Genomic DNA, 15,243 nt, shown 5'->3' with positions numbered 1-15,243 from the left:
CGGCAACCCGCCATGACCGTCATCAAGCAGGACGACCTGATCCAGAGCGTCGCCGACGCGCTGCAGTACATCTCCTATTACCACCCGGTCGACTACATCAAGAGCCTCGCCGCCGCCTACGAGCGCGAACAGTCGCCGGCCGCGCGCGATGCCATCGCGCAGATCCTGATCAACTCGCGCATGTGTGCCGAGGGCCACCGGCCGATCTGCCAGGATACCGGGATCGTCACCGTGTTCCTGAAGATCGGCATGGACGTGCGCTGGGACGGCGCGACGATGAGCGTCGAGGACATGGTCAACGAAGGCGTGCGCCGCGCCTACCGCGACGCCGGCAACACGCTGCGCGCCTCGGTGCTGGCCGACCCGGCCGGCAAACGCGCCAACACCCGCGACAACACGCCGGCGGTGATCAACTTCAGCGTGGTGCCGGGCGACAAGCTCGACGTGACCGTGGCCGCCAAGGGCGGCGGCTCCGAGGCGAAGTCGAAGTTCGCGATGCTGAATCCGTCCGACTCGATCGTCGACTGGGTGCTGCAGACGGTGCCGGCGATGGGCGCCGGCTGGTGCCCGCCGGGCATGCTCGGCATCGGCATCGGCGGCACCGCCGAGAAGGCGATGCTGCTGGCCAAGGAAGCGCTGATGGAACCGATCGACATCCAGGCGCTGATCGCGCGCGGCCCGCGCAATCGCGCCGAGGAACTGCGCATCGAACTGTACGAGAAGGTCAACGCGCTCGGCATCGGCGCACAAGGCCTGGGCGGCCTGACCACGGTGCTCGACGTCAAGATCAAGGACTATCCGACGCACGCCGCCAACCTGCCGGTGGCGATGATCCCGAACTGCGCGGCGACGCGGCACGCGCACTTCGTGATGGACGGCTCGGGGCCGGTGGCGTTGGCGCCGCCGTCGCTGGAGGACTGGCCGAAGCTGACCTACGACACCGGCAAGGGCCGGCGCGTGAACCTCGACGCGGTGACGCGCGAGGAAGTGGCGAGCTGGAAGCCGGGCGAGGTGCTGCTGCTGAACGGCAGGCTGCTCACCGGCCGCGACGCCGCGCACAAGCGCATGGTCGACATGCTGGCGCGCGGCGAAAAGTTGCCGGTCGATTTCGACGGCCGCTTCATCTACTACGTCGGGCCGGTCGATCCGGTGCGCGACGAAGTGGTCGGCCCGGCCGGCCCGACCACGGCCACGCGCATGGACAAGTTCACCCGCACCATGCTGGAGAAGACCGGCCTGCTCGGCATGGTCGGCAAGGCCGAGCGCGGCCCGGCCGCGATCGAAGCGATCAGGGACCACAAGGCCGTCTACCTGATGGCGGTCGGCGGCGCGGCCTACCTCGTCTCGAAGGCGATCCGCGCGGCGCGCGTGGTCGCGTTCGAGGATCTCGGCATGGAGGCGATCTACGAATTCGAGGTGCGCGACATGCCGGTCACCGTCGCCGTCGACAGCGCAGGCACCTCGGTGCACCAGACCGGCCCGCGCGAGTGGCGGGCGAAGATCGGCAAGATTCCCGTCGTGATGGCGTGAACCGCGCCGGCGGGGCGAGGCGTCCCGTCCCGCCGGTGCGGAGCGGCGGACGCAGCGAGCCGCCGGACGATCCGCCATTCTGCGGAGACGGGATGCCGCGGCGAGCGCCGAAGGCGGCCGGAAGGGCACGCCGCTGCAGCGGCGTGCCAGCCATTTGCCGTGTTCCTTGGATGCCCGCTTTCGCGGGCATGACGTCGGCCGATTTGTTCAGACTGTGTTCGCGTCTGTATCGGCGGCGCCGTCGCGCAGGACGAGCCCGCCCTTCGGCGCCTACTCAGTGCCAGGCGTCGTACTCGGCCTTGGACACCTTGCCGTTGTGGTTGGCGTCGGCGAGCTCGAACTCGTTGGCCAGCGGCGGATAGGCCGAGGCTTCCTCGGGGCTGATCGAGCCGTCGTGGTTGGTGTCCAGCGCGGCGAAATCGGGCCGCGGCGGCGCGCTGCCCGCCGCCGGCATCACCGAGCGGATCGTCACCTCGCCCTGGGCGGTCTGCAGGGTAGTGGTCGACAGCGGCTGGGCGGCGGCGGATGGCGCCGCGGACACGCTGCCCGCCGGGGCCGGCAACGCAGCGCTCGCGGGAGCGGTCTGCGCGGCGGTCGCGGCGGGCGCCGGCATCGTGGCTTGTGCATGGGCGAACGGCGCGACCAGCGCCAGCGCGAGGGCGAACGGGCGGATCGACAGGTTCATGGTCTACCTCCGTGCGTATGAACGGTCATGGGAAAGGGAGGACGCGCCGTGCTTCCGTGCATGCGCCGAAGGCGGCGCGTCGCTCACGCCACACTGTAGGTCGCCAAACTTAATTGCGGCCGAACGCGTCGTGCCGCGGCGCGGAACTTCGCGCCGCGTTCAGTACCACTCCAGCATCGACACGCCCACGCCGACGTAGGTCGCCTGGTGGTTGTAGTCGATCAGGCTCTCGCCGTAGCCGCTGAAGATCTGCACGTGGCCGCGCAGCTCGTTCTTGATCGGGAAGGCCCAGTCGAGCTGCATGGCGCCGTGCGAGCGGTCGCCGCCGCGCAGCGAGTGGCGCAGCATCAGCGCCAGCTCGTGGCCGCTGCCCCAGTCGTGCACCAGCAGCAGATCGCCGCGGCCCATGTAGTCGCTGATGTCGGGGTTGTCGTCGTTCCTGCGGCTTTCCGGAACGCGGATCCACGGCCGCAGCATCAGCGTCCAGCCTTCGCGCTCGAGGCCGATGTCGAAGATCACGCGGTTCCAGCTGCGCGACAGCGGATCGGCGCGGCCGTTGGACTGGTGATCGACGCCGACGCCGAACAGGCGGCCCTTCCAGCCCAATGCGTCGTAGTTCGTGCGGAAGGCGAGGATGGCTTCCGGCTCGTAGTTGGTCTCGCGGAAGGGCCGCGAGATGTCGCTGTTGTAGACCTGCCAATGCGAGGTCTGCGTGTAGCCCATCCACAGGTCGCCGTTGTCGCCGAAGATGCCTTGCCAGATCTTGGTCTTCAGGCTCAGCTGGAACTTGGATTCGGTCTTGTCGAGACCTTCGGATCGGGTCACGGTGTGGCCCGGGGCCGGGCTCGACGGCGTCTGGTTGGTCTTGCTGGTGTAGAACGCGGGCAGCAGATAGACCGGCTTGTAGGCGCGCAGATGGAAATTGCCGAGCTTCGATTGCGGCGACAGCTCCCAGCGGCTGTCCAGCAGCGACAGCGGCGCGGACGCCTGCGGCAGCGGTTCGGTGCGCGCATAGCGCAGCGGGTCCTGCGGCGATTCGGGCGGCGGCGCCGTCCTCAGCGGCGAATGCGCGGTCGGCGCGAAGCGGCCCATCGCGCGGTCGTAGCAGGCCAGGCGCTCGGCGTCGGCGGTGATCGCCGTGCAGGCCTTCGGATCGGGCGGCGGCGTCTCGCCGGCGTGAGCAGGCGCGCCGGCCAGGGCGCAGGCGAGGCAACCGAGTGCGTACAGCGTCGCAGGGGTGCGCATCGGGGCGTTCCGTACGGGGTCGCGCGAAGCATACGGCAAGCGCGGATCGTCACGGTCACATCGCCCGCACGGTTTGCGATCATCGGGAAGCATCGACGGGAATCCCCATGGCCACGACCCTCACGCTCGGACTCGCGCAGGCGCGCCAGCTGCATCTCGCCGCGCAAGGCCTGTCGGCGCGCCTGCGCGCCCGCGCGACGCCGCAGACGCTGCTGCAGGCGATCGCGCGCATGCAGATCCTGCAGATCGACACCATCCACGTGGTCGCGCGCAGCCCCTATCTGGTGCTGTTCTCGCGCGTCGGCGCCTATCCGCTGGCATGGCTGGACGCGCTGCTGGCCGAGGGCAGGGTGTTCGAATGCTGGGCGCACGAGGCCTGCTTCGCGCCGATGGCCGACTGGCCGCTGCACTGCGCGCACCGCGAGTCGCGCGCGCAGCACTGGGCGTATCGCCACGCCCTGCGCATGCACGCCGAGCACCGCGAGAGCATGGAGCGTCTGCTGGCGCACGTGCGTGAACGCGGTCCGGTGCGCGCCGCCGACTTCGGGCGCAGCGACGGCAGCGCCGGCGGCTGGTGGGGCTGGAAGGCGGAGAAGCGCTGGCTGGAAGCGTGGTTCGCGCTGGGCGAGCTGATGGTCGCGCGCCGCGAGCGCTTCCAGCGCGTCTACGACGTGCGCGAGCGCGTGCTCGGGCGCCTCGATCCGGACCCGTCCACGCTGCCGGTGCCGAGCGCCGCGGAGGCGCGCCGCGCTTCGATCCTGCGCACGGTGCAGGCGCTCGGCATCGCGCAGGCGCGCTGGATCGCCGACTATTTCCGTCTCGGCCGCCGCATCACGGAGGCCGAGCTCGAGCCGCTGATCGCCGCGGGCGAGCTGCTGCCCGTCGCGGTGCGCGGCTGGGACGCGCCCGCTTACGTGCACGCCGCGCAGCGCGCGCTGGCCGAGCGCGCCGCCGCCGGCGCGCTGCGCGCCACGCGCACCACGCTGCTGTCGCCATTCGATCCGGTGGTGTGGGACCGCGAGCGCGCCCGCGGGCTGTTCGATTTCGACTACACGCTGGAGTGCTATGCGCCGGCGCCGAAGCGCCGCTACGGCTATTTCGTGCTGCCGATCCTGCACCGCGGCCGTCTGGTCGGCCGCCTCGACGCCAAGGCGCACCGCGCCGACGGCGTGTTCGAGGTGCATGCGCTGTATCTGGAGGAGGGCGTCGCGCCGGACGCGGCGCTGGCCGCCGCGCTGGCGCAGGCGTTGCGCGCATGCGCGGACTGGCACGGCACGCCGCGCGTCGCGCTGCACCGCTGCGAGCCGCGCGCCTTCGCCTCGACGCTGCGCGCGGCGCTGAAGGCGGTCGCCGCCGTGCGGCGCTGAGCGCAGCGGATTGCCTATCATGCGTGTCCACGGCCACCCCGGATGCAAGCCATGCAGCCCGAACACGGCATCATCGCGATCGACACCGGCTTCTGCCGGCCGCGCTTCGACGCCAGCCACCTGATCGTCGAGGACGGCCGCGCCGCCTTCGTCGACGTCGGCACCAACCATTCGGTGCCGCGCCTGCTGGCCGCGCTGTTCGCGCAAGGCCTGCCGGCGTCGGCGGTCGACTACGTGATCCTGACCCACGTGCACCTCGACCACGCCGGCGGCGCCGGCGCGCTGCTGCGCGAGTTGCCGAACGCGACGCTGATCGTGCATCCGCGCGGCGCGCGGCACATGATCGATCCCTCGGCGCTGGTGGCCGGCGCCTCCGCGGTGTACGGCGAGGAGGAAGTGCGGCGTTCCTACGGCGAACCGGTGCCGGTGCCGGCCGAGCGCGTCGTGCAGGCGGAGGACGGCCACGTCATCGATCTCGCCGGCCGCCCGCTGCTCTGCCTCGACACGCCCGGCCATGCGCGCCACCACATCTCGATCTGGGACGCGCGCAGCCGCGCGTTCTTTCCCGGCGACACCTTCGGCCTGTCCTACCGCGAGTTCGACACCGCGCGCGGCGCGTTCGTCCTGCCGACCACCTCGCCGGTGCAGTTCGAGCCGGACGCGCTGCGCGCCTCGATCGACCGCATGCTCGGTTACGCGCCGCAGGCGATGTACCTAACCCACTACAGTCGCGTCGGCGACGTGCCGCGGCTGGCGGAAGACCTGAAGGCGCAGATCGACACGATGGTGCGCCTCGCCCGCGAACATGCCGCGGCGCCCGATCGCCACGCGCGCCTCGTCGCCGCCCTGGCCGAGCTGTACCTCGATCGCGCGCGTGCGCATGGCTGCACGCTCGCCGATGCGACGATGCGCGAACTCCTCGATATCGACATCGAGCTGAACGCACAGGGGCTGGAAGTCTGGCTGCAGCGTGGCGCCCGGGGTTGAGGGGGCGCCGCATCGTCAACCGTTGCCGGCAAGGGGGCACCGATGTCCGTCACCATGAACCGTCGCCGTTTCCTGCAGATGGGCGCGCTGGCCGGGCGCCGAGATGCCGCGCCGGACCCGAACACGCCGTGGCGCTTCGAGACGCTGGCCGCGCTGCTGGCGAAGCGCGGCCACAGCGACGCGCGCATCGCCAAGATCCTCGGCGGCAACTTCGCGCGGCTGTTCCGCGAGGTGTGGGGCGGCTGAACCCGCTCAGCGCGGCTCGCGCGCCAGCGCCGCGGTCAGCTGCTGCCGCCACTCGTCGATGTAGGCGGTGTAGGCCGCGTCGTCGAGGAAGGCGCGCACGTAGGCGTCGCCCTCCGAGCCGAGCGCGGTCAGCGTGTAGCTGACGCTGATGCGCGATCGCCCGGCATCGGCCGGCTCGCAGCGCACGTCCACCAGCCCGATGTTGGAACCTTCGGCCAGCCGCGCGTAGCTGACGCGATGGGTGGCGGGTTCGTAAGCGCTGACGATCCAGGTGGTGACGCGGCCGTCCGGCGCGCGCGTGCGGAACGCGCTGCCGCGCTTGCGGTCGCCGCTCAGCATCTCCGGTGCCCAGCCGGGCGCCCACTGACGCTCGCCTTCGGCGGTGAAGTAGGGGAACACTCGCGCGCAGGGCGCGGGCAGGGTGAACGTGCGGGTTTGGCTGCCGGAGGCGTGGGACATGGCGGTAGCCCCACTGGAGACAAGGAGGACGAGGGCGGCGCCCAGGCTGCGGGGCAGGAGATGCATGGCGATGGCCTGCTGTGGTTGATATGTACCATGGTAACATATCAACAATCCGGCCGGCACGGCTGGAATGACCACGCCGACCGAGGAGCCCGAGATGTCGAACCGAGACGAGCCGCGCCGCGAGGTGGAACGCGTACAGACCGGCGTGCGTCTGGAGAAGCGCCTGCTGAAGGTGCTGAAGGGCCTGGCCGAATACCTCGATCTGTCGCTGGGCGATCTGCTCGAGGGCGTGGCGCTGCACGCACTGGAGAACAAGCCGCCGTTCTCGGCGGCGACGCTGAAGCGCGTCGCCGACCTCAAGCGCGTCTATGGGCTCGACCTCGGCGCCGCCGACAGCCACCGCCTGCGCGAACGCTGACTGGCCTGCATATCGCCGTTCGGCGGGTCGGACGTCACCCAGTTGGCGCTGCCGCCGGGCCGGCGTAGATTCGCGCCAGCGCGGACGCCGCGGAGGCCGCCATGCCGGGCAGAAACCTCGTGGTGCTGTTCGACGGCACCTGGAACAAGGCCGAGTCGGGCACCAACGTCGAGCGCCTGGCGCGGCTGATCGCCGCCAGCGACGCGCAGGGAACGCCGCAGCTCTGCCGCTACATTGTCGGCGTCGGCGTGAAGCCCGGTCTGACGCACTGGCTGGGCGGGGCGTTCGGCTGGGGCCTGTCCGACCACGTGCAGGCGGGTTACCGCTGGCTGTGCGAGCAGTGGCAGCCGGACGATGCGGTGTTCCTGTTCGGCTTCAGCCGCGGCGCGTATACCGCGCGCAGCCTCGGCGGGCTGATCCGCAAGTGCGGCCTGCTCGAGACCGGCGCCGACCGCCGCCTGGACGCGAGGCAGATCGCGAGCGCGTACGACTTCTACCGCACCGCCGACATCCATCCCGACGATCCGCGCGCGGTGGCGTTCCGCGCGCAGCATTCGGTGGAGATCGGCATCCGCATGATCGGCGTGTGGGACACGGTGGGCTCGCTCGGCATTCCCGACGTCGCGTCCTGGTTTCCCGGCGCGCGGGCGCGCTACAGCTTCCACGACACCGAGCTCAGCAAGATCGTGCGGTACGCCTATCACGCGATGGCGCTGAACGAGCGCCGCGCCGACTACGCGCCGACCAAGTGGACGCGCAAGGGCGCGGCCGGCGAGGCGGTGCTGGAGAAGAAGCCGGAGCAGGCCGAAGTCGAGCAGCGCTGGTTCATCGGCGCGCATGCCGACGTCGGCGGCGGCTACCGCCAGGATGGCGCCGGCCGCCGGCCCGATCCGCTGCCCGACCTCGCGCTGGCCTGGCTGCAGCGCATGGCCATGCGCGCGGGGCTGGCCTTCGACGCGCCGTTCGAGCCGGCGCCCGGCGCCGACGCCGCCACGCCGAACGATTCCTATCGCGAGTTCATGTACGGCCTCTACCGCGCGCTGAAGCCGCCGTACGACCGCGCCGTCGGCGGCGGCGTCAACGAGACAGTGGACGAATCGGTGTGGCGGCGCTGGCGCCTCGACGCCGGTTACCGGCCGCCCGGCCTGGTCGAGGCGGTGATCCGCGGCGGCATCGCGGTGCCGCCCGACATCCGTCCCTGACGCCGTCGCGCCGCCTCCCGCCGCGGTGCTAGCCTGACGCCGTCGCCGCCGGGTGCGCCGCCATGGCCGTCCACAACGCGGACATCGCCGCCGTGTTCCAGGAGATCGCCGATCTGCTGGCGCTGCAGGACGCCAACCCGTTCCGCATCCGCGCCTACGTCAACGCCGCGCGCACCATCGAGGGCTGGCCCGAGGAGCTCGACCTGTGGGTGCGCCGCGGGCACGAGCTCGAGGACATCCCCGGCATCGGCGCGGATCTGGCCGGCAAGATCCGCGAGATCCTCGACACCGGCGGTTGCGCCGCGCTGCAGCGCCTGCGCCGCGGCTTCCCCGCCGGCATCACCGACCTGCTGCGCGTGCCGGGCCTGGGGCCGAAGCGCGTGCGCACGCTCTACCGCGAGCTGCACGTCGAGACGCCGGAGCAACTGCTGCGCGCCGCGCGCGACGGGCGCATCCGCGAGCTGCCGGGTTTCGGCGCCACCAGCGAGAAGCGCATCCTCGAGGCGGCGTCCGCCTACGTCGGCCGCGAGCAGCGCATGCCGCTGGCGAAGGCGGCGGCCTACGCCGAGGCGCTGCTCGCGTGGCTGCGCGGCGCGCGCGGCGTGCGGGACGCCGTGATCGCCGGCAGCTACCGGCGCATGCGCGAGACGGTCGGCGATATCGACGTGCTGGTGTCGGCGCGGCACGGCGGCCCGGTGGCCGAGCGCTTCGTCGCCTACGACGAGGTCGACCGCGTGCTGGCCAAGGGCGGCACGCGCGCCAGCGTGGTGCTGAAGAGCGGCCTGCAGGTGGACCTGCGCGTGGTCGCGCCGGAGAGCTACGGCGCCGCGCTGGTCTACTTCACCGGCTCGAAGGCGCACAACATCGAGCTGCGGCGCATGGCGCAGCAGCGCGGACTGAAGATCAACGAGTACGGCGTGTTCCGCGACGGCGAGCGCATCGCCGGCGACACCGAAGCGTCCGTCTACCGCACCCTCGAACTCGACTGGGTGCCGCCCGAGCTGCGCGAGGACCGCGGCGAGATCGAGGCCGCGCGCCGGCACGCGCTGCCGGAGCTGGTGGAGCTCGACGACCTGCGCGGCGACCTGCATGCGCACACCACCGCCACCGACGGCCGCGGCACGCTGGAGGAGATGGCCGCGGCGGCGCGCGCGGCCGGCCTCGAATACCTGGCCGTCACCGAGCATTCGAAGCGTGTGAGCATGGCGCACGGCCTGGACGCCGCGCGGCTGGGCAAGCAGATCGACGCCATCGATCGCCTCAACGACACGCTGCGCGGCATCACCCTGCTGAAGGGCATCGAGGTCGACATCCTCGAGGACGGCGCGCTGGACCTGCCGGACAAGGTGCTGGCGCGCCTCGACCTGGTGGTCGGCGCGGTGCACAGCGCCTTCCACCTGTCGCGCAAGCAGCAGACCGAACGCATCCTGCGCGCGATGGACCGGCCGTGCTTCAGCATCCTCGCGCATCCGACCGGCCGCCTGCTCAGCGAGCGCGAGCCCTACGACGTCGACATGGAGCGCATCGTCCGCCACGCCCGCCAGCGCGGCTGCTTCCTCGAACTGAACGCGCATCCGGAACGCCTCGACCTGTTGGACACGCATTGCCGCATGGCCAGGGACGAAGGCGTGCTGGTCGCCGTGTCCAGCGACGCGCACGCGCCGGCCGATTTCGGCGTGCTGCGCTACGGCATCGGCCAGGCGCGCCGCGGCTGGCTGGAGAAGGGCGACGTGCTGAACACGCGCGCGCTGCGCGACCTGCGCAAGCTGCTCGCCGGCACCATGCGCGGCTAGGCGGCGGCGTGCGGCGCGGCGCGTTTGACGCAGATCAGACAAACCGCGCGGCCGGCGCGCGCGCGGCGATTCCCGGTCGTGCCGCGCGGCTATAGTCGGCGCATGTCGACGGGGTCGCCCGAGCTGGTGTTTCGCGCCCGCGGCCTCACCAAGGTCTACCGCATGGGCGAGGTCGAGGTACACGCTTTGCGCGGCGTCGATCTGGATCTCCACGGCGGCGAACTGGTCGTGCTGCTCGGCCCTTCCGGCAGCGGCAAGTCGACCCTGCTGAACATCCTCGGCGGACTGGACGTGCCGACCGCCGGGCAGGTCTGGTACCACGGCGAGGACCTCACCGCCGCCGGCGCGCGCGCGCTGACCCGCTTCCGCCGCACCCACGTCGGCTTCGTGTTCCAGTTCTACAACCTGATTCCCAGCCTGACCGCGCGCGAGAACGTCGCCCTGGTCACCGACATCGCCGAGGCGCCGATGACGCCGGAAGAAGCGCTGGCGCTGGTCGGCCTGGGCGAGCGCCTGGACCATTTCCCGGCGCAGCTCTCCGGCGGCGAGCAGCAGCGCGTGGCGATCGCGCGCGCCGTCGCCAAGCGCCCGGCGGTGCTGCTGTGCGACGAGCCGACCGGCGCGCTGGATTCGCCCACCGGCGTGCGCGTGCTGGAGGTGATCGAGCGGGTCAACGCGGAGCTCGGCACCACCACGGTGGTGATCACCCACAACGCCGACATCGCGCGCATGGCGCATCGCGTGCTGCGCATGGCCGACGGCCGCATCGCCAGCTCGGAAGCGAATCCGACGCGCACGCCGGCGCGGGAGCTGTCGTGGTGAGCGCGCTGGCGCGCAAGGCGCTGCGCGACCTCGGCCGCCTGCGCAGCCAGGCGATCGCGATCGCGCTGGTGGTGGCCAGCGGCGTCGCCACCTTGGTGATGTCGCAGTCGACCTGGCGTTCGCTGGAACTGACGCGCGCGCGCTTCTATGCCGACTACGCCTTCGCCGACATGTGGGCCGCGGTGAAGCGCGCGCCGGAGACGCTGGCCGCGCGCCTCGCCGCGATCGACGGCGTGCAGGCGGTGGAGACGCGGCTGGTGGCGCCGGCGACGCTGCGCGTGCCCGGCTTCGCCGACCCGGTGCGGGCGGTGGTGCAGTCGCTGCCGGTGGCGGGCGCGCCGGTGCTGGACCGGCTGTACCTGCGGCGCGGCCGTCTGCCGGCGCCCAACGCGCGCGACGAGGCGGTGCTGAGCGACGCTTTCGCCGACGCGCACCGCTACCGGCCGGGCGACCGCATCCAGGCCATCGTGCACGGCCGCAGCCAGTGGTTCCGCGTGGTCGGCGTGGCCAGCTCGCCCGAGTACGTCTACCAGATCCGCCCCGGCAGCGCGTTTCCCGACTTCAAGCGCTTCGCCATCCTGTGGACGTCGCGACGCGGCCTGGAGGCGGCGCTGGACATGGACGGCGCCTTCAACACGGTGGCGCTGCGCCTGCGGCCGGGCGTGCCGGCGGCGGCGGTGGCGCAGCGCGTGGACGCGCTGCTGGCGCGCTACGGCGGCATCGGCGCCTATGCGCGCGACGAACAGCTCTCGCACCGCTACCTCGAATCGGAGCTGCGCCAGCTCGCGGTGATGGCGCTGCTGTTCCCGGCGATCTTCCTCGGCGTCTCGGCGTTCCTGCTGAACGTGGTGCTGACGCGGCTGGTCGGCGCGCAGCGCGGGCAGGTGGCGGTGCTGAAGGCGGTCGGCTACACCGATGTCGACGTCGCCCGCCATTACCTCGGCATCGTCGCCCTCATCGCCGCCGGCGGCGCGCTGCTCGGCGTCGCCGGCGGCGCCTGGCTGGGGCACTGGATGGCGGGCGTCTACCGCGACTTCTTCCGTTTCCCGTTCCTCGACTACCGCGTCGGCGCGGACGTGGTGGCGAGCGGCCTCGGCGTCAGCCTCGGCGCCACGTTCGCCGGCACGCTGCAGGCGGTGTTCGGCGCGATGCGCCTGCCGCCGGCGGAGGCGATGCGGCCGCCGGCGCCGGAGCGCTACCGCGCGCTGCTCGCCGAGCGCCTCGGCCTGCAGCGCTGGTTCGCGCCGACGACGCGCATGATCCTGCGCCAGCTCGAACGGCATCCCTTCAAGGCGCTGCTGACCGTCGTCGGCCTGGCGCTTGGCTGTTCGATCATGATGGTCGGCCGCTTCCAGAACGACGCGATCGACTATCTGACGCAGGTCGAGTTCTACGTCGGCCAGCACTACGACATCGCCGTCGACTTCACCGAGCCGACCGCGCGCGCCGCGCTGTTCGAACTGGGCGCGCTGCCCGGCGTCACCGCGGTCGAGCCGTATCGCGCGGTGGGCGTGCGCCTGCGCCACCGCGCGCGCAGCTACCGCACCGCCATCGAAGGCCTGCCCGCGAACGGCCGCCTGCGCACGCCGATGGACGTCGCGTTGCGGCCGGTCGCGCTGCCGCCGGACGGCCTGCTGCTGGACGCCTACCTCGCCCGCATGCTGGGCGTGCGCGTCGGCGACGTCGTCGACGTGGACGTGCTGGAGGGCCGCCGGCGCACGCTGCTTCTCCGCGTGGCCGGCACCGTCGACGAGTACCTCGGCGCGCGCGCCTACATGCGCCTCGACACGCTCGACCGCGCGCTGGGCGACGGCGCGCTGGTGTCGGGCGCCTGGCTCGGCGCCGAGCCGGCGCGGCAGGGCGCGGTGATGGACGCGCTGGAACGAAGGCCGCGCGTGGCCGGCATGGGCGAGCGCATGGCCTCGCTGCGCAGTTTCCTCGACACCATGGCCGAGAGCATCCTCGTGTTCACGCTGGTGACGCTGCTGCTGGGCGGCCTGATCAATTTCGGCGTGGTCTACAACACGGCGCGCATCGCGCTGTCCGAGCGCTCGCGCGAACTGGCCACCATGCGCGTGCTCGGCTTCACCGAGCGCGAAGTGGGCGCGGTCCTGCTGGGCGAACTGGGGCTGCTGGTGCTCGCCGCGGTGCCGCTCGGCTTCGCCGCCGGCGCGCTGTTGTGCTGGGGCATGGCCACGGCGATGCAGTCGGACCTGATGCGCATCCCGGTGCACTTCACCAGCGGCACCTACGCCATCGCCGCGCTGGCGACGCTGGCCGCCGCCGCGCTGTCGGCGGCGGCGGTGTACCGTCGCGTCGCCCGGCTGGATCTGCTGGCGGTACTGAAGGCGCAGGAATGAACGCGAAGCAGCGAATCGTGCGCTGGAGCCTGATCGCCTGCGCGCTGCTGGCCGCGGCCGCGCTGGCCGTGTGGTGGCTGCGCCCGGCGCCGCTGCCGGTCGAGGTGGCCGAGGTGCGCCGCGCGCCGTTCGTGCAGAGCTTCGTCGAAGAGGGGCGCACGCGGCTGGAGCACCGCTATCTGGTGGCCGCGCCGGTCGGCGGCATGCTGCACCGCATGACCCTGCGCGAGGGCGACCCCGTGCGCGCCGGCCAGAGGGTCGCCGAGGTCGAACCTTCGGTGGCGGCGCTGAACGATCCCGCGCAGCGCGCACGCCTGCGCGCGGAAACCGACGCGGCGGGCGAGGCCGAGGACGCCGCGCGCCACGCGCTGCAGGCGGCCGATACCGCGCTGCGCCTGGCGCGCAGCGACCTGACGCGCCTGCAGGGCATGCGCGCGGTGGTCGCGCCCTCCGCGCTGGACGCCGCCGCCGCCCGTGCCGAGGAGGCGGCGCAGCGCCGCGACGCCGCGCAGGCGGAACTCGCCGCCGCCGCGCAGCGCCACGCCGCCTACGAGCGCCTGCTGGCGCTGGAGGGCCGCGGCGGCGGGCAGGTGCTGGCGCTGACCGCGCCGATCGACGGCGTGGTGATCCGCCGCTACCAGGAAAGCGCCGTGCCGGTGGCGGTGGGGCAGGCGATCCTCGAGATCGGCGATCCGCGCGACCTCGAGATCGAGGTGCAGGCGCTGTCCGCGGACGCGGTGAAGCTGCGCGCGGGCATGCGCGCGCTGATCCACGAATGGGGCGGGGCGCACACGCTCGAGGCGCGCGTGCGGCGCATCGAGCCGGGCGCGTTCACCAAGGTGTCGGCGCTGGGCGTGGAGGAACAACGCACCTACGTGCGCCTGGACTTCACCTCGCCCTACGCCGAGTGGGCGCAGCTCGGCGACGGCTACCGCGTCGAGGTGGAGTTCGTGCTGTCCGAAGGCGCCGACGTCCTGCAGGTGCCGAGCGGCGCGCTGGTGCGCGACGGTGATCGCTGGACGGTGTTCGCGGTGCGCGGCGGCCGCGCGCGCGCCGTGCCGGTGCAGATCGGCCGGCGCGGCAGCGGCGCGACCGAGATCCGCGCCGGCGTGCGTGCGGGCGAGCGCATCGTCGCCTGGCCGGACGACCGCATCGTCGACGGCGTGCGCGTGCGCGCCTTGCCGGGCGCCGCCGCCACGCCGGGATCCTGAGGCGAGACCACGCGGCTGCGGCCGCAAAGGAGTGGATGATGCTCACCTTCAAACTGGCTCTGGTGGCGGCGGCGGTGGCGATACCGTTCGCCGTCACCGTGGCGCTGGCCGCGGTGTTCGCGGCGCTGGCGCGGCTGCGCCCGCAGACCTCCCCCCTGGGACATCCGGCGCCGGCGCCCGGCGACTACCGGCGCCGGCAGATCGCCCGCCTGGAGCGCCGGGCGTGGGCCTGGCTGGCGCCGACGTTGATCGCGGCGCTGCTGCTCGCGCTGCTGTGGCTGTGGCTGCGCGGCGCGCAGGTGGGCACCGACGCCGTGGCCGGCGCCGGCGACATCCTGCCGCTGGGACTGGCGGCAGCGCTGCTGGCGGTCGGGCTGGCCGGCATCGCCCGCGTCTTCGCGCTGCGCCGGCGGTTGCAGCATGCGCTGACCGCGGAGCTGATCACCGCGCAATGCCTGCACGAACTCGCGCGGCGCGATTGCGTGGTCATGCACGACATCGCAGGCGAGGGCGGCGTGCGCATCGATCACGTGGTGATCGCGCCGGCCGCGGTCTATGCCGTCGCCACCGGCAGCCGGCTGCTGGCGCGCCCGGGCGGTTCGGCGGAGGTGCGCTACGACGGCGAGCGGCTGGCGTTCCCGGTGTGGGAGGAGGTGCGGCCGCTGCGCGAAGTGCGGACGCAGGCGCAGTGGCTGGCGGCCTGGCTGGCCAGGGAGGTCGGCGAGGTGCCGGTGCTGCCGGTGCTGGCGTTGCCCGGCTGGAAGGTGCTGGGCACGGGGCCCGCCGACGCCGTGCTGGTGATCAATCCGCGCGACTGCGGATTCATGGCGGAACCGTCGGTGTCGCCGCTGGACGGCGGCCTGCGGGAACGCATCGGCGCGGCGCTGGCGCGCCGCGCGGCCTGAGCGCCCC

General features: G+C 72.6%; 14 protein-coding genes. 11 read left to right on the top strand and 3 right to left on the bottom strand.

Annotated features, from left to right (window positions below; all coding sequences use genetic code 11):
- Positions 1-12 precede the first annotated feature (12 nt).
- On the top strand, positions 13-1,530 hold the full coding sequence (locus MBSD_RS04030; RefSeq protein WP_062535297.1) for a fumarate hydratase: 1,518 nt from the start codon (positions 13-15) through the stop codon (positions 1,528-1,530).
- A gap of 274 nt (positions 1,531-1,804) precedes the next feature.
- Here MBSD_RS04030 and MBSD_RS04025 read toward each other — a convergent pair whose 3' ends face one another.
- A complete protein-coding gene (locus MBSD_RS04025; RefSeq protein WP_062535295.1) occupies positions 1,805-2,215 on the bottom strand; it encodes an EF-hand domain-containing protein in 411 nt (136 codons plus the stop codon).
- 159 nt (positions 2,216-2,374) lie between these two features.
- Positions 2,375-3,460 (bottom strand): phospholipase A, encoded by a 1,086-nt coding sequence (locus MBSD_RS04020; protein WP_062535293.1) that lies wholly within the window; start codon positions 3,458-3,460, stop codon positions 2,375-2,377.
- A gap of 107 nt (positions 3,461-3,567) precedes the next feature.
- Here MBSD_RS04020 and MBSD_RS04015 point away from each other — a divergent pair, with 107 nt between their 5' ends.
- The 3 genes from MBSD_RS04015 to MBSD_RS04005 are packed head-to-tail and all read left to right on the top strand — an operon-like array spanning position 3,568 to position 6,060.
- Positions 3,568-4,827, top strand: a complete 1,260-nt coding sequence (locus MBSD_RS04015; RefSeq protein ID WP_062535291.1) for a winged helix-turn-helix domain-containing protein — start codon at positions 3,568-3,570, stop codon at positions 4,825-4,827.
- A 51-nt stretch (positions 4,828-4,878) separates the two neighbouring features.
- Entirely contained in the window at positions 4,879-5,814 is a 936-nt protein-coding gene (locus MBSD_RS04010; RefSeq protein WP_062535289.1) for an MBL fold metallo-hydrolase, read from the top strand.
- 42 nt (positions 5,815-5,856) lie between these two features.
- Positions 5,857-6,060: a membrane dipeptidase gene (locus MBSD_RS04005; RefSeq protein WP_062535288.1), complete on the top strand. Its 204-nt coding sequence runs from the start codon at positions 5,857-5,859 to the stop codon at positions 6,058-6,060.
- A 6-nt stretch (positions 6,061-6,066) separates the two neighbouring features.
- On the opposite strand, the gene MBSD_RS04000 is transcribed toward MBSD_RS04005, so the two are convergent.
- A complete protein-coding gene (locus tag MBSD_RS04000) occupies positions 6,067-6,519 on the bottom strand; it encodes an SRPBCC family protein (RefSeq protein ID WP_187300547.1) in 453 nt (150 codons plus the stop codon).
- A 160-nt stretch (positions 6,520-6,679) separates the two neighbouring features.
- Here MBSD_RS04000 and MBSD_RS03995 point away from each other — a divergent pair, with 160 nt between their 5' ends.
- The 7 genes from MBSD_RS03995 to MBSD_RS03965 all read left to right on the top strand — a co-directional run bounded on the left by MBSD_RS03995 (position 6,680) and on the right by MBSD_RS03965 (position 15,236).
- On the top strand, positions 6,680-6,943 hold the full coding sequence (locus MBSD_RS03995; protein WP_062535340.1) for a hypothetical protein: 264 nt from the start codon (positions 6,680-6,682) through the stop codon (positions 6,941-6,943).
- Positions 6,944-7,044: 101 nt separating this feature from the next.
- On the top strand, positions 7,045-8,145 hold the full coding sequence (locus MBSD_RS03990; RefSeq protein ID WP_062535284.1) for a DUF2235 domain-containing protein: 1,101 nt from the start codon (positions 7,045-7,047) through the stop codon (positions 8,143-8,145).
- A 62-nt stretch (positions 8,146-8,207) separates the two neighbouring features.
- On the top strand, positions 8,208-9,938 hold the full coding sequence (gene polX / locus MBSD_RS03985; protein WP_062535283.1) for a DNA polymerase/3'-5' exonuclease PolX: 1,731 nt from the start codon (positions 8,208-8,210) through the stop codon (positions 9,936-9,938).
- A 102-nt stretch (positions 9,939-10,040) separates the two neighbouring features.
- The gene (locus MBSD_RS03980) at positions 10,041-10,760 is read left to right on the top strand and encodes an ABC transporter ATP-binding protein (RefSeq protein ID WP_062535281.1); all 720 of its coding nucleotides are present in this window, start codon (positions 10,041-10,043) and stop codon (positions 10,758-10,760) included.
- The gene (locus MBSD_RS03975; RefSeq protein ID WP_062535338.1) at positions 10,757-13,120 is read left to right on the top strand and encodes an FtsX-like permease family protein; all 2,364 of its coding nucleotides are present in this window, start codon (positions 10,757-10,759) and stop codon (positions 13,118-13,120) included. The genes MBSD_RS03980 and MBSD_RS03975 overlap by 4 nt, the downstream gene beginning before the upstream one ends.
- Before the next feature lie 17 nt (positions 13,121-13,137).
- Positions 13,138-14,331 (top strand): efflux RND transporter periplasmic adaptor subunit, encoded by a 1,194-nt coding sequence (locus MBSD_RS03970; protein ID WP_237071740.1) that lies wholly within the window; start codon positions 13,138-13,140, stop codon positions 14,329-14,331.
- Positions 14,332-14,369: 38 nt separating this feature from the next.
- On the top strand, positions 14,370-15,236 hold the full coding sequence (locus MBSD_RS03965) for a nuclease-related domain-containing protein (RefSeq protein ID WP_148667804.1): 867 nt from the start codon (positions 14,370-14,372) through the stop codon (positions 15,234-15,236).
- Positions 15,237-15,243: the final 7 nt, after the last annotated feature.

It is taken from the genome of Mizugakiibacter sediminis, assembly GCF_000953855.2.
GTDB classification, from domain to species: Bacteria; Pseudomonadota; Gammaproteobacteria; order Xanthomonadales; family Rhodanobacteraceae; genus Mizugakiibacter; species Mizugakiibacter sediminis.
Note: the sequence above shows the minus strand (reverse complement) of the source record. Positions and strands in the feature narration are given on the sequence as shown.